The following is a 22,806-nucleotide window of genomic DNA, read 5'->3' as shown; positions in this document are numbered from 1 at the left end:
AAGGTAACGACTGACCATGCAGAAGGTAACCTTTCACCAAGCCAAGTGTTACCTTTTGCCGGGTGAAAGGTAGCCTTTTGTTTTGCCCTTCAATGGCTTGGCTTCCATGCCGGAAAACATGGGCTTTTGGGAGTGAAGGCTGCCGGAACTGTTTACGGAACACGTTTTTAACACGGATCAGTGTTAAAAAACAGGCGCAATAATAATAATTGTCATCTGTACCATATTATTTTCTGCCAAATATTTGCAAATGTTAAGAATTTTTCCGAACTTTGTAACGGTGTTGCACGCATCACGCATTGCAGCGGCGGCAGGAAGTCAGACCGATTGCCGGTGGCAGGATGATGCGTCATGGTTTTCTATTGTGGATTTTTTTCTTTTAATAATATAATTGAGCCAACAGGTTTTAGTATGGAAATGAACAACAGATTCAAGGATGGACTATGGAACAAGGAAATCAATGTTTCCGACTTCGTGTTTACAAACATCACCCCTTACGAGGGCGATGCCTCATTCTTGGAGGGTCCTACGGAGAGGACAAAGAAAGTGTGGAACGAGTGTCTCAAGGCATTGGAGGAGGAGCGTGAAAACAATGGTGTGCGCTCGCTGGACAATGTCACCGTCTCCACGATAACCTCCCATAAGGCCGGATACATCGACCGTGAGAACGAACTCATCGTGGGCTTGCAGACCGACGAGCTGCTGCGCCGCGCCATCAAGCCGTTCGGCGGCATCAAGGTGGTGGAGAAGGCATGCAAGGAGAACGGTGTGGAGGTGGACGAGAAGGTGAAGGACATCTTCTACCACTACCGCAAGACACACAACGACGGTGTGTTTGACGCCTACACGGACGAGATTCGCTCCTTCCGCTCACTCGGATTCCTTACCGGTCTGCCGGACAATTATGCGCGCGGACGAATCATCGGCGACTACCGCCGCCTCGCCCTCTACGGCGTTGACCGCCTTATCGAGGCGAAGCAGGAGGACTTGCGCAACATAACAAGCCCTATGACCGATGCGAAAATCCGCCTGCGCGAGGAGGTGCGCGAGCAGATAAAGGCACTTGGCGAGATAAAGGTCATGGGCGAATACTACGGTCTCGACCTCAGCCGCCCTGCCACTACGGCACAGGAGGCGGTGCAGTGGGTCTACATGGCTTACCTTGCCGCAGTCAAAGAGCAGGACGGAGCAGCGATGTCCTTGGGTAATGTCTCCTCGTTCCTTGACATCTATATCCAGTATGACCTCGACCACGGACTCATCGACGAGACTTTCGCACAGGAACTTGTCGACCAGTTTATCATCAAGCTGCGCATGGTGCGCCACCTGCGCATGCAGTCGTACAACGACATCTTCGCCGGCGACCCTACATGGGTGACTGAGTCTATAGGCGGACGCTTCAACGACGGACGCACAAAGGTGACGAAGACATCGTTCCGTTTCCTCCAGACTCTCTACAACCTCGGCCCTTCACCGGAGCCTAACATGACAGTGCTGTGGAGCCCTGAGCTTCCGGAAGGATTCAAGAATTTCTGCGCACAGGTGTCCATCGACACATCGTCCATACAGTACGAGAACGACACTCTGATGCGTGAGGTGCGCCATTGCGACGACTACGGCATCGCCTGCTGTGTCTCCTATCAGGCTATCGGCAAGCAGATTCAGTTCTTCGGAGCGCGCTGCAACCTTGCCAAGGCTCTCCTTCTGGCCATCAACGGCGGACGCAGCGAGAACACAGGCACTGTTATGGTCAAGGACATCCCTGTGCTTACGGGCGACTTGCTGAACTTCGAGGAGGTGTGGTCTAATTATAAAAAGGTGTTGATGCAGATAGCACGTGTCTATAACGACGCTATGAACATCATCCACTACATGCACGACAAGTACTACTACGAGAAGGCTCAGATGGCGTTTGTCGACACCGATCCGCGCATAAATCTTGCTTACGGTGTGGCAGGTCTGTCTATCGCTATCGACTCTCTGTCGGCAATCAAGTACGGTAAGGTGCATGCCAAGCGCAACGAACTCGGACTTACCGAGGGCTTCGAGATAGAGAAGGACTTCCCATGCTTCGGCAATGACGACGACCGTGTGGACCACCTCGGTGTCGACCTTGTCTATTTCTTCAGCGAGGAATTGAAGAAGCATCCTGTCTACAAGAACGCGCGCCCTACACTTTCATTGCTGACAATCACCTCCAACGTGATGTATGGCAAGAAGACCGGTGCTACTCCTGACGGCAGAGCGAAGGGTGTGGCTTTCGCTCCGGGTGCCAATCCTATGCACGGCCGTGACAAGAGCGGTGCAATCGCATCGCTGAGTTCTGTGGCGAAACTGCGCTACCGTGACTCACAGGACGGCATAAGCAACACGTTCTCCATAGTGCCGAAGTCTTTGGGTGTGGACATGGAGACACGTATCGACAACCTTGTGACGATGATGGACGGCTATTTCACAAAGGGTGCGCACCACCTGAACGTGAATGTCCTTAACCGCGAGATGCTCGAGGATGCCATGGAGCACCCTGAGAAGTATCCGCAGCTGACAATCCGCGTGTCCGGCTATGCCGTGAACTTCACGAAGCTCAGCCGTGAGCATCAGCTGGAGGTCATCAGCCGCTCTTTCCATGAGAAGATGTAATTGTTAGGCAGTTCTGACAGTAGTGACAGTATTGATGTGATTGTCACAACTGTCAGAATTGTCATTATTGACAGTTGGGGTCAATAATGTCACTATTGTCACTGCATCAGTACTGTCATTATTGTCATTACTGACACTACTGTCCAAACCTTTTCCCCAAGAAACCATGCCAATAAAAGTACATTCCTACGAATCCATGGGCACTTTTGACGGTCCCGGTCTGCGCCTTGTGGTCTTCCTTCAGGGCTGTAACTTCCGCTGCCTTTATTGCGCCAATCCCGATACGATAGACGCTTGTGGAGAGAGTGTGGAGACATCCGCGGACGAGATTGTGCGCAAAGCCATGAGCCAGAAAGCCTTTTTCGGCAAGAAAGGCGGTGTGACATTCAGCGGCGGCGAACCTACCTTGCAGGCGAAAGCCCTTATCCCCTTGTTCCGCCGCCTGAAGGAGCAGGGCATACACATCTGCGTGGACACCAACGGCAGTGTGTGGAACGACGATGTGGAGGAACTTTTGGGACTTGCCGACCTTGTGCTCCTTGACATCAAGGAGTTCAATCCTCAGCGCCACCGCCACCTTACGGGGCACAGCAACGAGCGCACCCTGCGCCTGGCGGAATGGCTTGAACAGCACGACCGCCCGTTCTGGCTGCGCTATGTCCTTGTCCCCGGCTACAGTGCCTTTGAGGATGACATCCGCGCGTTGGGCGAGCATTTTAGGGACTACCGCATGATTCAGAGGGTGGAGATCCTGCCTTACCACACCCTCGGCGTGCATAAGTATGAGGCGATGGGGCAGGAGTATATGCTCAAAGGTGTCAAGGAGAACACTCCGGAGCAGCTTGACGCAGCCAAAGCACTGTTCTGCGAGTATTTCGAGACGGTGTATGTCAATTGATAAGCGACAGTGGTGTCATTACTGACAATTCTGACAGTTCTGTCAATACTGACCAAACTAACCAACTAACCAAATGAAAAAAGAACTTATTTATGCTCTTTTGCTCTGTTCCACAAACATGATGGCACAGAGAATCGATTTCAACATCTCCAATCAGTCGAAAACGACCACGGAGGAAGGGTTCCAACCGTGGGAAGTGGCACGCGTGGAAAGTGACGAACAGGTTTTCACAGCCGATGACGGCAGTGCAGTGACCATAAAGGTGGAGTCAGTGAAAGCCCCGGGCAATGCCGGCAATGCCGTCTACTGCAACTGGTGGAAGGACGGTGCCAAAAGCAAGAACCAGCTTATCGGCGACGCTGTCTTCCCGATAATCCTCGAGGATGGCAACTATTCGGCTTCCAAGACCGAACCGATGGGCTTGCGGTTCACTATCAGCGGACTGAAAGCGGGTGAGCACTCGCTTGCCGCTTACCATAACAATGTCGACGGCGTGATGACTCCGGACTATCCGACAGTGAAGGTTCTTGTCAACGGTGTGCAGGTTCTCGAAGGCGTTGAGCAGACCATCCGTCAAGAGAAAAACTCCCTTTCGGGCATGTCCTATGTGAAGTTCACTGCCGAGGAAGGCAAGGATGTTGTCATCGAATATGTTTCCGACCCGAAGGCAGGTACGGAGTACATCAACAACTATGTTGCTGTCAACGCGCTCATCTTCGACCGTCCGAACCCTAAGACGACCGCTTCCGACCCTTATCCTGCCAACATCGACATGCACGCCGCTGCCGTCGACGCACCGGTCAATGAGGCGGGCGACATCGTCCTGACATGGAAACCGGCATCATCTGCCGTGAAGCACCATGTGATGTTCGGCACATCGCCTGACGACCTCACCGAGATGATTGCCACAACCGAGGCACAGTACGCTCCGCAGGGTCTCAGCAGCCACAACGTCTACTATTGGCGCATCGACGAGGAAGACGCTGCCGGCAACAGATATGAGGGCGATGTATGGTCATTCCGCCCGAGACATCTCGCATTCCCGGGTGCTGAAGGCTACGGCAGATTCGCGATAGGTGGCAGAGGAGGCGTGGTCTATCATGTCACATCCCTTGACGATGATGTGGACAATCCGCAGCCGGGCACGTTCCGTTATGGCTTGACAAAGGTTGAAGGCCCAAGGACTATTGTCTTCGATGTCTCAGGCTACATCACGCTGAAAGGCAGGCTCGTATGCTCCGACAAGTACGTGACAATCGCCGGACAGACAGCTCCGGGCGAGGGCATAACCTTCCGTGGCGCGCCACTCGGTGTGAATTCCGACGGCATAACACGCTTTATTCGCAGCTACCGCGGCTATGCAGGCGACCAAAACGGTCCTATCGAGGCAGAGCAGAACAAAGGTCTGGACGGTCTGGGACTGGCAGGCGGCGACCATGCCATTGTCGACCACTGTTCCGTTTCGTGGACAACGGACGAGGCTTTCTCCTCACGCGGTGCAAAGAGCATAACGCTTCAGCGCACTCTTTTATCAGAGTCTCTTAACTGTGCCGACCACCCTAACTACGGCAGCGGTGCACAGCACGGCTATGCAGCAACTATCGGCGGCGGACAGGGTAGTGGTGTGGGCTCATTCCACCATAACCTCCTCGCACACAATGAGGGACGCAACTGGAGTCTCTCGGGCGGACTTACCGGCAGCGGTTTCTACGACGGAGCACACGATGTGTTCAACAATGTTGTCTACAACTGGGGCGGAAGAGCAACCGACGGTGGCAGCCATGAGATAAATTTTGTGAACAACTATTACAAGAAAGGACCTTCCACACGGCAGAACTACCTTCTCAACCTTCAGCTTGAAGGCACCGGAAAGGGCACGCAGTCGGCATACGTGAGTGGAAACATACGCGAAGAACTGAACGGAAACAAGGTCTACGACAAAGAAAACACAACTTTCCGCTATTCACTCTCCGGTGGTCAGGAACTCAACTGGGAGCCTTTTGTCAGCGAACCGTTCTTCCCTTCCTACGCAACCATAGAGAGTGCCGAGCAGGCTTACCGCAATGTACTCTCCGATGTGGGTTGCAACCAGCCGTTCTTCAACAGCCATGACGCGCGAATGGTCAGCGAAACCGTCAACGGAACGACAAGCAAGGTGGGCAGCAAGACAGGCAAGAAGGGTCTCATCGACCGCGAATGGGATTCAGAAGGTTATGTCGACATCCCTGAAGTGCGTCGCTCTGCCGACTTTGACACCGACCTTGACGGTATGCCGGACTGGTGGGAGCGCACCCACGGACTGTCAGTGACCTCGCCGGACAACAATTCCGACAATGACAACGACGGCTACACAGCCCTTGAAGAGTATCTCAACTGGATGGCGCAGCCTCATTATGAGGTGGCAGGCGGCAAGTCTCTCGACATAGACCTTATGCCTCTCTTCGCCGGATACACCTCTGCTGCAGCGTTCTCCGTAAGCGGTGCAGGCGCGACAGTCAACGGCAGCACACTCACCGTGACAGCTCCGGCACACGAGTCCGTGATGAGCTTTGAGGTGAAGTGTGAGGAAGGCGGCTACTCCTTCACACGCACTGTCAATGTCTATGTCAACGGCATCTCCACAGGTATCACCGAGATTGCCGGCGGTTCCGACCTTGACAACGCTGCAAATGCCGCCGCATACAACCTCAACGGCCAGCGTGTCAGCCGCTCCGCACGCGGCATCGTCATCATCAATGGCAAGAAGGTGATTAGGTAAGCGTTAACCAATGATTCTGGTCAGTAATGTCAGTATTGGCAGCACTGTCACTATTGGCAGTCCGGCAATATTGTCATTACTGACCTTTTTTTTGACAATACTGCCCCTTAAATACACCCCAATAAGCGTAATCTTTACACATCCCATTTTTGCATGATATGTAAGGAAAAATAACATATTCTCTGTTTATTATTGTTAAAACATAGTTAAACGGAATAAAATACGTTAAAACAAATTACACGTATAGTTACATATTTATATAATTCACTAAATTTGTAGAACCTAACCTAATGTCCCATTGAATATAATTAAAATTATTTATAACTAACTTTATATTTATGCAAAAGAACAAAACTTTGGTCAACAGAGCTATGAAAGCGATGTTTGTGGCGGGCTTTGCAGCAACAATGTTTCCTGTACAGGCACTTGCCGGTGGCAGCGCGAACACTTTCGTGCAGGCTCAGCAGAATGCCGTAAAGGGCACTGTCGTTGATGAGTTCGGAGAACCAATGATTGGTGTCACAATCATGTTGAAAGGTTCGCAGGGCGGTACCATCACCGACATGGATGGCAATTTCTCCATTAAGGCAAAGGCTGGTGAGACACTCCAACTCTCATACGCAGGTTATAAGACACAGACAATAAAGGTTGGCAGCGGTGCACATCTCAATATAAAGATGGAGCCGGACGCTGTCGGGCTTGACAACGTTGTGGTCATCGGCTACGGTACGATGAAGAAGCGCGACCTTACAGGTGCCATCACATCTGTAAAGAACGAAGATATCACCCTCTCCCCTACATCCAATGCCATGGAGGCTCTGCAGGGCAAGGTGGCAGGTCTTGACATCACCCGCTCATCAGGACAGGCCGGTGCAACGCCTACTATCCAGTTGCGTGGCAACCGCTCGCTTACTGCCAGTGGCAATCCATTGTATCTTATTGATGGCATGCCTGGAGACATCAATACTCTGAACCCGAATGACATTGAGAGCATCGAAGTCTTGAAAGATGCATCTTCTACTGCGATTTATGGTTCTCAGGGTGCGAATGGTATAATCATCGTAACAACAAAGAGCGGTAAGGAAGGCAAAGCAAAGGTTAATTTCAACGCTTATCTTGGAATCAACGGGTGGTCAACAGTACCTGAAGTATATCACGGTGCAGACTATTTTAACCTCCGCAAACTTGCAAAGATGCAGGCAGGACAGTACACGACAGACGATACCGTATTTGATTCAGCCGTCTATGACGCTTATCTGCGCGGTGAGGATATCGATTGGGCTGACGCATTGCTTAAGACAGGAGTGACACAGAACTATTCTGTATCTGTGAGTGGCGGAACAGAGAAGACAAAGGCTTATATGTCGTTCAATTTCAATGGAGAAGAAGGACAGTATGCCAATGATAACAACAAGATATATTCTACAAATCTGCGTATAGACCACAAGGTAAACAATTGGCTTTCAACCGGTGTCAATATGCAGGGTTCTTACCAGTATCGCAACATGGCTTACGCAAAGCTTGACCGTGCCATAGGACGCAGCCCTATTGGCAGCCTCTATGATGAAGACGGCAATGTAAACGTACGCCCTGTAGCAGGTGACAACATGGTGAGCCTCCTTGTCAATAACAAGGGTAACTACCGCAACAACAGCCAGGACACAAGGATTTACCTTAACCCGTATCTCCGTTTCACTCCACTGAAGGGACTTACTTTCGAGACCCGCCTGAACATTTCACTCGGCTACTCAAAGGCTAATAAGTTTGAAGGCATCGGCTCTTACAGTGACTATGACAATGCTGGCAACGGTGTTGACACAAACAAGAATGTGTACGCTTCTGTCGGCAATACAAACACAACAAACTACAAGTGGGAGAACATCCTCACATACAATCTCAGCATTGCCGATAAACATAACCTCACCTTTACCGGTGTAACATCATGGAACCATAACCGTAAAGAATATTCTTACGCTTACCAGAATAACCTTGCATCCAATGCTTACCTTTGGCACGGTATCGGCTCAAACACACAGTATACTGACGCTAAGACTACTTATACAATGTCAAAGGGTTTGAGCTATGTAGGTCGTGTAAACTATTCTTACGAAGGCAAATACATGGCAAGCTTCTCTCTCCGTGCCGATGGCTCTTCACGCTTGGCAAAGGGAAACAAATGGGACACATTCCCTGCATTCTCTGCAGGTTGGCGTATCTCTGAGGAGAAATTCATGGAAAGCACACGCTCATGGCTTGATAACCTGAAGCTTCGTGTCGGATACGGTGTGACAGGTACAGCCAGCATCGGCGAGTATTCAAGCCAGTCGGTATATACTCCGGTAAAAGTTATTCTCGGCAATCAGTATGTAGATGGCTACCGCTTCTCAACAAATGAGGGAAGTGCAAAATATTCTATCGCCAACCTCAACCTTGGTTGGGAGAAATCCAAGAGCTGGAACATCGGTGTCGACATGGCTATGTTCAACGGACGAGTTGACTTGAACCTTGACTATTACTACACAAAGACAGAGGATGTCATCTACAACCGCAATCTGCCTGTGACAAACGGTGCTTTTGACGCATCCAACTACTACAATACTTATATGAACATCTGTGAGACAAAGAACAATGGTTTTGAGGTGGCACTCACAACACGCAACATCACAGACAAAGAGGTAAAAGGCTTCACATGGACATCTAATATCACTTTCGCAGCGTATAGTGAAGAAATCTCAAAACTGACATCTGATAACACAGAGTTCATCACTAACGGCGATGGCGGCAATGTCTACTATAAGGGACATCCGGTAAACTCTTATTACCATTACAAGCTTCTTGGAGCATGGCGACAGAGCGAAGCTGCCGATGCAGAAGTGTTCGGTGCACTGCCGGGCGACCTGCACATTGACATCCCGGGAATGATAAAGGTAGAGGACGGCAAGTTTACAAAGAATGAGCTGGACGAGAACAACAACATAATCTATTACACCAAGGATAATAAATATACTCCAAGCGGCAATGACTATCAGGTGCTCGGACACAACACTCCTGACTGGACATTGGGCTTCAAGAACACATTCATTTGGAAGAACTTTGACCTCTCTGTGTACATGTACATGCGTTGGGGACAGACAATAAAGAGTGACCTCGTTGGCTCTTATGACCCGACAGCAGGAGGCAACTTCCCGACACATTTCGACTATTGGACAACAGAGACAGGCGATGCATACCACTATTTCCCTGCACTCAATTCTGCAAAGAGCCTGGAGACTTACACCGGCTACTATGCACTGCAGTTCGTGAATGGTTCGTTCTTCAAAATCAAAAATATCACTCTTGGCTACACATTGCCAACTAACATAGCAAAGAAGATTGGCATTGAGAACTTCCGCATATACGGTACAATAACCAACCCATTGGTTGTTGCCAAGAGCGACCTGCTGAAGAATTACGACCCAGAGATGAATGGCAGCATTAACTATCCTCTCACAAAGCAGCTCGTGTTCGGTGTAAACCTTACTTTCTAACACATTTTAATACATACAGAATATGAAGAACAAATTAATATATGCGTTGGCAGCCGTGGCAGGTGCTTTCTCATTGTCATCTTGTGACCTTGACGAATTCAACCCTACAGCGGGAGATGCCACTGCCGACAACTATAAGACCTGGAAAGGTCTGGCAACATATTGCTACTCTCCATTGGCTACACAGTTGTACAGTGTTTACGACTTCATGTCAGTGGCAGAAGGCGGTACTGACATGTGGCTCTGCCCATCAGGAAACGTAGATTATGCCAAGCAGCTGATTTACTATGATGGACTGACAACCAACACAAATGCCGCAAACAAGGTGTTCAAGCAGGCTTACGCTGCAATAGCAACCTGCAACAGTGTGGTGAACAACGCAGGAAATCTCAACGGAGGAACTGCTGACGAAATCAGGCAGATTGCAGCAGAGGCAAAGACCCTCAGAGCCTTCTATAACCTTATTCTGGTGACTTACTATGGTCCTGTGACCCTCTCCACACAGGAGGTTGGCGACGTGAATGTCAACCCTACACGCAACAGCGTGGAGGAAATTTATGCAGCAATAGTGAAAGACCTGAAAGAGGCTGTCAACGAACTGTCGGAGATACCTACTGACGGCAACTATGCACGTGTGACAAAGAAGACCGCTTATGGTATCCTTGCTCGTGCTTATGCACAGGGTGCAGGTGAGGGACTTAAAGAAGACGGCAAGTCATACTGGGAGCTCGCAAAGGCCACAGCAGAGACCGTGATAACAGGCTCTGCCGGTGAACAGAATTTCGGAGCTTATCTCTATTCTGATGTGTCCGACCTTTGGGCACAGGCTAATAACCGTGGCAATAAGGAAGCGCTGTTCATTGCATCTGGAGCCAACGGAGAATTGTCTGACCAGTCAGGATATGCCAAGAACAACCTTTTTACTTACAGCATCTGCAAACCGGCTGACTGCGATGACCTGTACAAGACAAAAGACAATGCAAACTACTATATTGGTCGCGCAAACAACTGTACACTCGCACCTTCAAAGTACAGCATTGACGTGTTCGATGCAAATTGGGACAAACGTTACGAGAACACCTTCATGACAGCTTTCGGAGAGTTCTCTATGGAGTCTTCCGGTTGGTACGGTGCTGGAGAACACTATGCCACAAAGGCTCTCCCTATCACTCGCAGCCTCCGCACAAAGTATGGCGTATGTTCCGGTGATACATTGGTTCCTTATGTTGAAATGGGTGTGCAGAAACCGGGAGCTACAAACCAGTATATTCCTGTCGGTGTATGGCCTAAGGGATATTCTGCATGGAAGGGCAGAAACGCACAGGGATTGGATGTCTATGAGCCAGATCTCAGCAAATTGGAGACAAACCATAAGAACGTGTATGTCATAGACTATCCTGTTGATGTCGATGACAACCGCTTCCGCATTGTGCTTTCCAAGGAATATAAGACTGCTGAAGAGAAGAAACTCAGCCCTTACTTTACAGTAAACATTGACGATTTCTTCGGACAGGATGCTCTCAACGGCTATGATACAGAGTACAAGCGCTCACCATTTGATGTCACAACATCAAACCCTTCAGGAACAAACGCTTACAAACTCTATCCTTCGCTTATCAAGTTCAATTGGTGTTATAGTGGTTCATGGGGCAGTGGTCTTAATACGAAGAATGGTGACATGATGATTATCCGTACAGCAGAGCTCTACCTTATAGCAGCGGAGGCAGCACAGCAGTTGGGAGACGGTGCTACGGCAGCAAGATACCTTAACGTGCTTCGCAACCGCGCTGTACGCCAGGGAAAGACAGCTCCACAGCTTACAAATGCCACAGAGAGCGATATTCTGGACGAGTATGCACGCGAGATGGCAGGAGAACTTAATCGCTGGGCATTGCTGAAGCGCCACCATGCCTTTGAGACACGCCTTGCACAACACAACAAGCGCGCAGCAGCGTTCTTCGACCCTGCAAAGCACTATAACCGTCCTATCTCTGCCGATTTCCTCAATCAGATTTCCAACCCTGATGAGTATGGAGACAACGGTTACGGAACAACAGCCAACAAAGGCTTCTGATAAAAACTAACAGGAGAGGACGTGGCTTTTTCGGGCACGTCCTCTCAATCCAGGGTTTATAAAACTAATTACTAATAATTTTAATTTTTCAACTATGAAGAAAACTTTACTTTCATTTGTAGCAGCCTTAGGACTTGCTACAACGGCTATGGCACAGATGCCACAGCTCTACCAAAAGATTTCTGGCGATGCTGCGACACGCGTCTATGCTTCGCAAATGTCAGCTACTGACATGGAGACAGCAGTTAAGGCTTTCGATGCAAACCGTTGCTGGGGTGGCGCAAATTTCTTCTACACCACAGGTGAGACTCTTTATGCTGATGATGAGATTACACTCGCAGCACAGGGTCAGGGTGACAATGGTGAGATGCGTGTTTATGATTCAACATGGGGTGCAGATGTCACTGCAGCACAGACATTCAATGACAACATTAACTATCTTGCCATTGTAGGCAGCTCTATCAATAAGAACGTTCTTGACGGTACAGAAATTATCGACTATTCTGCTCCAAAAACAAATTTCAATGCAGCCGGACAGGGCGCTATTGTTGTAAATGTGACAAAAGCAGGCATACTTACTGCTACAGCTTCACGTGGCAATAATAATACAAATATTGGTATATGGCAGGTTTCCAACGAAGCAGACAAGATTGAGGCTCAGAAGATTCTTGACGCTGCAGAGGCTAACGAGGATCTTTCTGAGGAGGAATACCAGGCAGAGATTGCTCGTGGCAATGCACTGAAGATGGGTAAGTGGGTAGCATACACTAACTTTGAGAGCAGCAAAGATGGCTCAAAAAATGGTATTGTAAATGGTAACGTTGATAGCGAGCACACATATCTCATCGTTTCCTTGTCAAAAAATAACAGCTATGTACATTATGTAACTTTCACTCCAGAACTCAAGGAGACATGGTCAGTTGCTTCTATTGCTGAAGGCTTTGACGGCAAGACAACTCCGGTTGTTTCTGCTGACGGCAAATCAGCAACTATTACTGCTTCAACAGAAAACATTACAATGACTTACCTCTCTTCTCCTAATGAGGATAATATCGCTGAAGGAAAGACATGGATTGATCTTACAGGTGGTGGCAATCAGGCTTACGACGACGTCTTCACTCATAAGATCCAGGGACGTGGAAATCCGGCTTTGACACACGAGGAATATGATGAAGAGACAGCTGAAGGAACAGCTCACCGTGTTCTTGAGACTTACTATGAAGCTGGCTGTAAACAGCTCCCTATTCGTGGCAGCTACGTAGAGTTTGAAACAAAGGCTGATGGCGTTCTTGACATGATTCTTTATGTTCACCGTAACAATTGTCAGCTTATGGTTGTTGATGAGGCTACCAAAAAAGAAATCGCTCCAAGTGCATTCACTATCCAGGGCTATTTTAACAACAACACTGTAGTTTGGGGAACAAACACAGAGGCTCTCAGCTCTATCGTAATGACAGACGACTATAAGGTTCATGTTGCTGATGCACCAAACAAGCAGTTCTTTGGCAGTGTTAAGTTCAATGCTGCTGCCAATACTAAGTACATGGTATTCATCCCAACAGGACAGATTGGCCTCTACGGTTTCAATTTCATCCCAGCAGGAACAAGCACAGCTATCGAGGATGTGGAAGTTGCTAACCCTGCTGCTACAATCAAAACCAACGTAATCTACAATCTCGCTGGTCAGGTAGTTGACGAGAACTACAAGGGCATCGTTATCAAGAACGGCAAGAAGTACTTGATGAAGTAACCTTGTATAAGAGATCAACTAATCGTTATTAGTTGGTAGTAATAAATCAAGAGGAGGCACCGCTCATTTGCGGTGCCTCTGTTTTTATAAAAGTATTTTGTTGGAAGAAGATTTAAGGTAATTCTCAATTTCTGTTGATATTCTGCGCTTTAGCATGGCGAATTACATTTATTCCGTTATTTTACACCTGCAAAAATACATTTATTCCATCAAATAAACAAAAAAAACAAACACATTTTTTCAAAATTGTCAAATAATCGGCTTGACGTATATTCCTCATGCGAATTAAGAAGATTTCCTGATAATAATATTTTTTAGAGTCAAACAGGAAAATATGCAAGCGCATTGCTCATGGTTTTCCAATTACCCAATAATTGCGTTTTTGTATAATTTCCATGTTTTACAGTAACTGCCGTGCAAAGTGTGGCAGCGCCACACTCCTTTATGGTTCATCTTCGCACAAGCGTATGAAGTGGATTTTTGAGGTTCGTGCCGTCTGTGTGTTCTGCATAAAGGAGTGTGGTTCCACCACACAGCGTTTGAGTTGCTTTACAGTCCTCACGGCTAAAGCCGGAGGTGGTTGAGCTTCGCTCTACCTCCCCTCGCCACGGCATAGCTGAAACAAGTTTCGCTCTGCTCGTTTGGCTTATCGGGGACGTTTCCCGTAAGGGTTGTGGCTCTGCCACACTTTGCATGGAAATGTTTACAATAAGGCATGAGTGTTTTCACAAATCAATTTTGTTTGACTATATCTTCGAGTCATATCATACCACTATTTTTTTCAATCATGGTCAACAAAAAGAGGAAAGTGTATCAATATATGGATAATTATTTGTATCTTTGCAGATAATTGGTAATATATTAATTGTATGAAAAAGAAATACACTACGAACAACGATATTTTGTTGCTTTTGGCGAAGCGACTGAAGGATTACAGATTGGCGGCACGTATGAGTCAAAAGGAACTGGCGGAACAGTCGGGTGTAGGGCAGGCGACCATAAGCCATTTCGAGCAGGGCGTGAATCTTAATCTGACATTGAATAATTATATTTCGCTGTTGCGTGTCCTTGGGTTGGAGCGTCGTATAGAGGAGGTTATGCCGGAACTGCCTATGCCGCCGATGGCTCTTCAGAAAATAGAAAAGCTGATACCTAAAAGAGTGAGGAGGAACAAGCCATGATAGAAAATTTGGATGTGATGTTATGGGGCAAAAAGGTAGGGACACTTGTTGCAAGCCGTGAAAACCACAAGAGCAAAGCCTGCTTTTATTTCGACCGAGAGTATGTGTCAGGTGGTTACGACATTGCGCCGCTACGTGCCTCCATAAGTGGGGCTGCTGCACAGCATGGTCTGCCTGTCTATCCGGAAGAGGAAAGAGTTTTCGGCGGTTTGCCATCGTTCATAGCCGATTCGTTGCCAGACCATTGGGGAAATACAGTGTTTAACGAATGGGCAAAGGCGCACCGCATTCGCCCAAGGGATCTTTCTGCACTCGACCGTCTCGCTTACATTGGACGGCGCGGTATGGGTGCTTTAGAGTTTGTTCCCCCAACAGCCGAAGAAATGGAGACTCCATTCCGTGTGGAGATTGCCGACTTGCATAAACTGGCGCAACGGGCTTTGGAGCAGGTGGGGGCATTTCATGCCACCATGTCGGACGATTTGATGATAGAGAGCCTGTTCAAAGTTGGCACGTCTGCCGGTGGAAGACGCCCAAAGGCTGTGGTAAATGTTAATTTGGAAGAAGGACAATGCTTTTCCGGTCAGGTTGATGCCCCTTATGAGGGCTACACCCCCATGATTGTCAAGTTCGATGAGCATATTAAAATACCTACTACCCGAATAGAGTATAGTTATTATCTGATGGCTGTGGATGCCGGGGTGAACATGATGCCGAGCCGCTTGCTTGAATGCGGAACGGCGACACATTTCCTGACAGAACGTTTTGACCGTAGGGGTGGCAGAAAGGTTCATGTGCAGACATTGGCGGCAATGAATCCTTCGTCCGATTCCTATGATGACCTGTTTGATGTGGCTTGCCGTATTGGTGTGCCTCCGGCTGAATTCCAACAGTTGTTTCGCCTTATGGTAATGAATGTGCTTGGAGGGAATGTGGATGACCATAACAAGAATTTCAGTTTCATGATGGCTGATGACGGGAAGTGGCATATAGCTCCGGCATACGACTATACATTTGCCATTGATGTGGATGCTCCGTATTATGTCAACCGCCATAGCATGACTATAAACGACAAAACGGAAGATATAACGGCTGAGGATTTGCTGGAAACAGCGCGGAAGTACAGTGTCAAAGCAGCTGAACCATTCCTGAAAAAAGCGGCAAGTATTGTTTCGCATTATGCGGATTATGCTCATAGAGCCGGTGTCGGAGAGCTATGGACAGAGAAGGTGGAAAAGGAAATCGCCATGCGGGTAAAGAATCTTGAGCTGAAACCATGAAGGCAGGTCGCATGAATATGCAGTGAGCTTTGCCTAATGCGGACTGATGCTGATTTTATCCAATGAATCTGTCTTTGGTGTCTTTGAGTAGTATTCCTCCAATATTTTTCTCTTTTGTTTGGCTATATGAAAGAAAATCAGTATCTTTGCATAAGATAAGCTGCACCTCAGCATACATGAACAAATTCTGTATGCATTATCTTTGCAGAAGAAAACTATAAAAATAAAACCAATACTAACCATACATGAGAATCTATTTCAAACAAATCATCGCAGCAGTGGCAGCGTTGCTTGTAGCGAATGTGGCAGGCGCGCAGACACTGAAGGCAGACGGGACATACGACCCCGACTGCGTCGTGGAAAAGTGGAGCAACAGCTCTGCTTACAAGAAGGTGATTGACATCAACTTCAACGACGACACATGGCCTGACACATGGCAGGGCAAATATGCCGTAGACTGCCCGGAGTACGTGGACAGCAAGGCTAAGAAATACGGCGGATATGTCAATGCCGTACTTGAAACACCTGCCAATGGTGGCACGGAAGTCAAATACCCTGTCGTATTCCACAACTGCACCTTTGCCACAAAGAAATCGTACAACGGACTGGCAGGAACCACCGCTGCCATGGGACGCATCTATGATGAACAGCAGCCTGCAGGAGCTAACAAGGGCTTCCCTAATAATTGGACAATGGAAGGGCATAAGGTCATGCTTGAGGATAATGTCACCTATGACAGCAACAATAAGCCTACTCATGGCGAGGCAGGTTTCGTGCAGATGTGTCGCACGAAGAACACTGCTGGCGCAGACCTTACTGCCAAGAAACAATGGCTCGGATGGGTGGAGATTGACCATATCCCATACGTGGAGCGCATACAATGGTCTTGGTCAGGCACTTCTGCCGGCAGAGGCATAAAAGTGGAATATCGTTCCAAGACACAGAAACGTTGGAAAGTGCTTACATCAATGGGTTCCGACCGTATTGACTATGGTTTTACACCATTTTCTGACCAAGGCTATTTCATGGAGAACATCATCAATCAGGAGGATGTATCCATACGTTGGAGAGTGTGGGATGGAGAGACACTTGGCAACCCATATCAAACACTTAATGGTGAGGCTATTTTCCAAAACTCTTCCAATGAACATGAATGGTATCAGGCACCGCGCCTGCACAAAATCCAAATCTTCGGCAACGAAATTACCGCCGAGCAGGCACAGTATGCCCGTGACAACAGAATCTCCGACCCGGGCGAACTGACCGACCTCTCAATCTTCGGTGTGGACTCCGGCGACGACTATGTTGACACCGCTCCTGACGCCAACGCCCCTGTCACAATCTTCACCGTGGCACAGGACGGCAGCGGCGACTTCACCACCATTCAGGCAGCCATCGACGCTGTCGGCGAAGGACGACGCGGAATAATCTATGTCCGTCCGGGCGTCTATGACGAGAACATCTATTCCGGCACAAAGACATCAAAGAACAAGTTCATAAGCCTTATAGGCGAGGACAAGGAGACTACAATCCTCACATCGTCAGTGTCACGCGGCAGCGGCAACGCCACATTCAACGACTGTGCCGCCCTGAACGTGTTCACCGAACGCTTCTATGCCGAGAACATCACCATCCGCAACACCAGCGGAAACCACGGACAGGCAGAGGCATTGTACACTCATGGCGATGCGCACATCTTCAAGAACTGCATCCTGAGCGGCTATCAGGACACCTACAAGGCTAATGGCGGCGCACGCGGCTACTTCACCGACTGCACAATCATCGGTGCGACAGACTTCATCTATGACAGCGGTCTGGAATGGTTCGAAAACTGCGAAATCCGCTGCCTGAAGGGCGGCAACGGCTATGTCACGGCAGCTGGTGATGCCTTTGCAAACATCACATCCCGCCTATGCCCGTCATTGAGCGTGTCACCGCTCTATCTCGGACTCTTCTTCAACAACTGTAACATCACCGCTGAGGACGGCACGGCAGCTGCCTCCTACGTTCTCGGACGCCCATGGAAGGAGAAGGCCGGCACAGTGTTCATGAACTGTACGCTTGGCAACCACATCAAGCCGGCAGGATGGACCGACTGGAACAACGTCGGAGCCAATGGACAGTGCACATACGTTGAATACAAGAATAAGAACGCTGACGGCTCACTTGCCGATGTCTCAAAGCGTGTGGCATGGTCACATCAGGCAACAGACGCCGAAGTGGCAGAATGCCTTTTCCCGAAATACATATTCGAACAGCTCAAAGGCGACATTCCTTTTGACTACGAAAGAATCCTTAAAGGTGCTGCCGCTCCTACCGGCTTCACTCTCGAGGACGGCAGCATAACATGGCAGGGCGACAAGATGACCGTGGGCTACATCCTATATAAGGACGGCAAGTTTGCAGGCATCCTCACCGAACCGACAATCACCATCGAGGATGATGACAATGCCAACTACACCGTGAAGGCTATCTCACGCCACGGCGTGACAAGCGTGGCAAAGAAGGTTGCCGACCCGTCAAAGATGCTGGCGTTCCCGACAGCAGAGGGCTTCGGCAAATACACCTCCGGCGGCCGTGGCGGAAAGGTTGTCAAGGTGACAAGCCTTGCCGACGACAAGGACGGCGCAACGGAAGGCACGCTGCGCTGGGCTTTCAAGCAGCATCCGGAAGAACCTATAACAATCGTCTTCGCCGTATCGGGCGAGATAAAACTTGTCAGCGACATGCGCGTGAAGCGCAACGACTGGACTCTCGCAGGACAGACAGCTCCGGGTGAGGGTATCGTCATCACTCACAACAAGATGAACTTCGGAGGCTCACAGAACTTTATCATAAGGAATGTACGCTTCCGCATCGGCCAGAACGACGCTTCCGGCTCAGTAGTTGAAGAGGGTGCCGTGGCAACAGAGAACTGTGCCAACTACATCTTTGACCACTGCACCGTGGGATGGTCGGTAGAGGAGAACATGAACACTCAGGACTCTCATTTCCTTACCGTGCAGAACACCATGGTACACGAAGGACTGTATGATGCAGGACATAAGAAAGGCGCACGTGGCTATGGCTCACAGTGGGGCGGCTCACCGGCAACCTACCACCATAACCTCCTTGCCCACAACAACAGCCGCAGCCCGCGCATCAACGGCGCACGTGGCGAGGACTATGTCGTCTTCATGGAGTATGTCAACAATGTCAACTACAACTACGGCAGCAAGGGCGGATGCTATGGCGGCGAGAACACTGCAGAGGTGACAAAGCCAATCACAGACCCTGACAATCCAGATGAGATTGTCAACTCACGCCATGAATGTAACTTCATGAACAACTACTACAAGGCAGGCCCTCTGTCCAACCAATCATCCGTAGCGTTCGTGAACTCCAGCTATGCACGCAGCGGAGCGACATCCCACGGCCCTGCAAAATGGTTCGTCAACGGCAATGTCGCTACAGCCAGCGCGGCTGCCACAGCCGACAACTGGAAGGGTATGGAGGCAGAACACTACAGCCTCGCACAGATTCGCGTCGACGAGCGCATCACACCGAAATATCCTTACTACCGCTACACGGCGGCAGGCGGCGAGGGACGCTATATCCCTGTAAACTACATGCTTGAGAACATCGAGACAGCCGAGGAGGCTTACAACACCATCGTTGTGAAGAAGAATGTCGGCTGCGTGAACAAGGACAAGGTTGAACTTCGCATCCTTGACGAGGTGCTCAACGGCACAGCGAAGTACGGAACAAGGGGACGCATCGACAACGAACGCCAGTGTGAGGGCTTCCTTGCCTATCCTACAGACTATGTTGTCCCTGTCGACACCGACGGCGACGGCATGCCTGACGAGTGGGAGAAGGCCAACGGACTGAACCCTAACGTGGCAGACCAGAACTCTGTCAACGACGACGGCTACACAGCCCTTGAGGTCTACCTCAACTCCCTTATGGGCGAGACCATGGACAACCATTTCACCACAGGCATCGCCGGCGTGACAATGGAGGGCACAACCGTCAGCTACGACCGTGCCACACGCACCGTCCACGTAGGCGAGAACGCTGTCGGCGGCACAGTGGCAGTCTTCTCTCTCGACGGCCGTCTCCTCTCTTCCATGAGGATAACCGCACCTTCTGTCCACCTCTCTTCAGTAGGAGGGCAGGCTGCCAACGGCGTGATTCTCATCCGTGTGGACGCCAAGGGCATCTGTCCGCGCATCCTTAAGACAGCAATGTGATAAGGTGCTTGCTTTCTGAAAGCATGTCATACTTGCTTCATGAATCATACTGATTGAAAAAACAAGAGTGGCTTTCCGCTTGTCGGGAGGTCACTCTTGCTATGTCAGGATTTTCCAAAATCTCACTTTCCGCTATTTTGCAAAAAGATGTTGGAAGGAGAAGGACAGCTGTATTTCGGATGTTTGTCTTCAAATAGCTTTTTGTTGTTGTAATTCTTTGTATTTCAGTGTGTTATAAAAGGTGTTCTTTTGCAATGTGAAGTGTAACCTTTTGTGGTGCCAAATGTTACCTTTCACAATGCCTGCCATAACCTTTTGTCCATTGAAAGAGAATCATCAGGAAAACCACTGATTATGTCACATGCCCCTTCATGTCATCCCACGCTCCACATTTCCACACTCCATTTTTTCCTGTTGTCCCGTTTCCATGCATTTTCTTCATGTTTTCCCACTCCATTTTTCCCCTCCACCTCATGCTTTTTCATGCTTCCTCCCGTTGTATCATGCTGTATCAATATACCCTTCCTCTATAATATATTATAATGTGTGCCCCTCCGTATTCATTAATTTAAATCAACGAAAGGCGCAAAAATTGCCTTTTTCTGCAAAAAATCCCTCGGAATTCTTGCGAGATTGGCAAAAAAGCTATACCTTTGCACTCGCTTTTGAAAAACGCCTCCCTGTGAGGCAGCTGAGAAAGCAGTTCTTTGAAAGATTTGCAATACAGACAAGTAGTACAAGAGAAGCGACTTTCGCCCTTCTGAACGAAGGGTACAATGAAAGTCAGGGTACAAGAAAGAAACCGTCAATCCCTCCTTTTTGTGAGGGACTTTGATGAAAGAGTAATTCTCCTTCAGCCCTGGATTCAGACAATTCTCCCACCTTATGTTATATATAAGGGTGTGGAAAAAGATATTCTACTATGAAGAGTTTGATCCTGGCTCAGGATGAACGCTAGCTACAGGCTTAACACATGCAAGTCGAGGGGCAGCATGAACTTAGCTTGCTAAGTTTGATGGCGACCGGCGCACGGGTGAGTAACGCGTATCCAACCTTCCCATGGCTGCGGGATAGCCCGGTGAAAACCGGATTAATACCGCATGGCGTCCCTTGACGGCATCCGACAGGGACTAAAGTTTTTTCGGCCATGGATGGGGATGCGTCCGATTAGCTTGTTGGCGGGGTAACGGCCCACCAAGGCTACGATCGGTAGGGGTTCTGAGAGGAAGGTCCCCCACACTGGAACTGAGACACGGTCCAGACTCCTACGGGAGGCAGCAGTGAGGAATATTGGTCAATGGGCGGAAGCCTGAACCAGCCAAGTAGCGTGCAGGATGACGGCCCTACGGGTTGTAAACTGCTTTTATACGGGAATAACGCGCCTTACGTGTAGGGCTTTGCATGTACCGTATGAATAAGGACCGGCTAATTCCGTGCCAGCAGCCGCGGTAATACGGAAGGTCCGGGCGTTATCCGGATTTATTGGGTTTAAAGGGAGCGTAGGCCGCATGTCAAGCGTGCTGTGAAATGTCCGGGCTCAACCCGGGCCTTGCAGCGCGAACTGGCGTGCTTGAGTCCGCGGAAAGCAGGCGGAATTCGTCGTGTAGCGGTGAAATGCTTAGATATGACGAAGAACCCCGATTGCGAAGGCAGCTTGCTGCAGCGGAACTGACGCTGATGCTCGAAAGCGCGGGTATCGAACAGGATTAGATACCCTGGTAGTCCGCGCGGTAAACGATGGATGCCCGCTGTGCGCCCTTGTGGTGCGCGGCCAAGCGAAAGCGTTAAGCATCCCACCTGGGGAGTACGCCGGCAACGGTGAAACTCAAAGGAATTGACGGGGGCCCGCACAAGCGGAGGAACATGTGGTTTAATTCGATGATACGCGAGGAACCTTACCCGGGCTTGAACTGCAGCTGCATGGGGTGGAGACACCCCTTCCCTTCGGGGCTGCTGCGGAGGTGCTGCATGGTTGTCGTCAGCTCGTGCCGTGAGGTGTCGGCTTAAGTGCCATAACGAGCGCAACCCCTCTCTTCAGTTGCCATCAGGTGATGCTGGGCACTCTGGAGACACTGCCGCCGCAAGGTGCGAGGAAGGCGGGGATGACGTCAAATCAGCACGGCCCTTACGTCCGGGGCTACACACGTGTTACAATGGCGCATACAGAGAGCGGGTGCCATGCAAATGGCATCAAATCCTGAAAGTGCGTCCTAGTTCGGATTGGGGTCTGCAACCCGACCCCATGAAGCTGGATTCGCTAGTAATCGCGCATCAGCCATGGCGCGGTGAATACGTTCCCGGGCCTTGTACACACCGCCCGTCAAGCCATGAAAGCCGGGGGCGCCTGAAGTCCGTGACCGCGAGGGTCGGCCTAGGGTGAAACTGGTGATTGGGGCTAAGTCGTAACAAGGTAGCCGTACCGGAAGGTGCGGCTGGAACACCTCCTTTCTGGAGCAGCGAGGACAC

General features: G+C 49.6%; 9 protein-coding genes and 1 rRNA gene. All 10 read left to right on the top strand.

Annotated features, from left to right (window positions below; genetic code table 11):
- The first annotated feature begins 411 nt into the window (after positions 1–411).
- The 10 genes from pflB (at position 412) to HPS57_RS06655 (ending at position 22,788) form a co-directional block, all read left to right on the top strand.
- Positions 412–2,640, top strand: coding sequence for a formate C-acetyltransferase (gene pflB / locus HPS57_RS06700; protein ID WP_172181449.1), 2,229 nt, complete (start codon positions 412–414; stop codon positions 2,638–2,640).
- Between the two features lie 166 nt (positions 2,641–2,806).
- Positions 2,807–3,538: a pyruvate formate-lyase-activating protein gene (gene pflA / locus HPS57_RS06695; protein ID WP_172181447.1), complete on the top strand. Its 732-nt coding sequence runs from the start codon at positions 2,807–2,809 to the stop codon at positions 3,536–3,538.
- A 73-nt stretch (positions 3,539–3,611) separates the two neighbouring features.
- Positions 3,612–6,296 carry a hypothetical protein gene (locus HPS57_RS06690; protein ID WP_172181445.1) on the top strand — a complete coding sequence of 895 codons (2,685 nt, stop codon included), beginning with the start codon at positions 3,612–3,614 and terminating at the stop codon, positions 6,294–6,296.
- A 371-nt stretch (positions 6,297–6,667) separates the two neighbouring features.
- Complete coding sequence (locus tag HPS57_RS06685) at positions 6,668–9,823, top strand: SusC/RagA family TonB-linked outer membrane protein (protein ID WP_253946489.1); 3,156 nt, start codon at positions 6,668–6,670, stop codon at positions 9,821–9,823.
- A gap of 22 nt (positions 9,824–9,845) precedes the next feature.
- Positions 9,846–11,897 carry a RagB/SusD family nutrient uptake outer membrane protein gene (locus HPS57_RS06680; protein WP_172181443.1) on the top strand — a complete coding sequence of 684 codons (2,052 nt, stop codon included), beginning with the start codon at positions 9,846–9,848 and terminating at the stop codon, positions 11,895–11,897.
- Between the two features lie 94 nt (positions 11,898–11,991).
- Entirely contained in the window at positions 11,992–13,647 is a 1,656-nt protein-coding gene (locus HPS57_RS06675) for a hypothetical protein (RefSeq protein WP_172181435.1), read from the top strand.
- A gap of 869 nt (positions 13,648–14,516) precedes the next feature.
- Positions 14,517–14,828 carry a helix-turn-helix domain-containing protein gene (locus HPS57_RS06670; protein WP_172181441.1) on the top strand — a complete coding sequence of 104 codons (312 nt, stop codon included), beginning with the start codon at positions 14,517–14,519 and terminating at the stop codon, positions 14,826–14,828.
- Positions 14,825–16,108, top strand: a complete 1,284-nt coding sequence (locus HPS57_RS06665) for a type II toxin-antitoxin system HipA family toxin (RefSeq protein ID WP_172181439.1) — start codon at positions 14,825–14,827, stop codon at positions 16,106–16,108. The genes HPS57_RS06670 and HPS57_RS06665 overlap by 4 nt, the downstream gene beginning before the upstream one ends.
- A gap of 245 nt (positions 16,109–16,353) precedes the next feature.
- On the top strand, positions 16,354–20,340 hold the full coding sequence (locus HPS57_RS06660; RefSeq protein ID WP_172181437.1) for a pectinesterase family protein: 3,987 nt from the start codon (positions 16,354–16,356) through the stop codon (positions 20,338–20,340).
- Between the two features lie 919 nt (positions 20,341–21,259).
- Positions 21,260–22,788, top strand: a 16S ribosomal RNA gene (locus tag HPS57_RS06655).
- Positions 22,789–22,806 lie beyond the last annotated feature (18 nt).

Source organism: Palleniella intestinalis (assembly GCF_013166595.1).
GTDB lineage: Bacteria > Bacteroidota > Bacteroidia > Bacteroidales > Bacteroidaceae > Prevotella > Prevotella intestinalis.
The sequence above is the reverse complement of the archived record's forward strand: the minus strand, read 5'-3'. Positions and strand labels throughout refer to the sequence as shown.

What these genes read in the sequence shown, in the direction of transcription:
- pflB (WP_172181449.1), top strand. Translation starts at nt 412, where the DNA reads ATGGAAATGAACAACAGATTCAAGGATGGACTATGGAACAAGGAAATC.
- pflA (WP_172181447.1), top strand. Translation starts at nt 2,807, where the DNA reads ATGCCAATAAAAGTACATTCCTACGAATCCATGGGCACTTTTGACGGT.
- HPS57_RS06690 (WP_172181445.1), top strand. Translation starts at nt 3,612, where the DNA reads ATGAAAAAAGAACTTATTTATGCTCTTTTGCTCTGTTCCACAAACATG.
- HPS57_RS06685 (WP_253946489.1), top strand. Translation starts at nt 6,668, where the DNA reads ATGAAAGCGATGTTTGTGGCGGGCTTTGCAGCAACAATGTTTCCTGTA.
- HPS57_RS06680 (WP_172181443.1), top strand. Translation starts at nt 9,846, where the DNA reads ATGAAGAACAAATTAATATATGCGTTGGCAGCCGTGGCAGGTGCTTTC.
- HPS57_RS06675 (WP_172181435.1), top strand. Translation starts at nt 11,992, where the DNA reads ATGAAGAAAACTTTACTTTCATTTGTAGCAGCCTTAGGACTTGCTACA.
- HPS57_RS06670 (WP_172181441.1), top strand. Translation starts at nt 14,517, where the DNA reads ATGAAAAAGAAATACACTACGAACAACGATATTTTGTTGCTTTTGGCG.
- HPS57_RS06665 (WP_172181439.1), top strand. Translation starts at nt 14,825, where the DNA reads ATGATAGAAAATTTGGATGTGATGTTATGGGGCAAAAAGGTAGGGACA.
- HPS57_RS06660 (WP_172181437.1), top strand. Translation starts at nt 16,354, where the DNA reads ATGAGAATCTATTTCAAACAAATCATCGCAGCAGTGGCAGCGTTGCTT.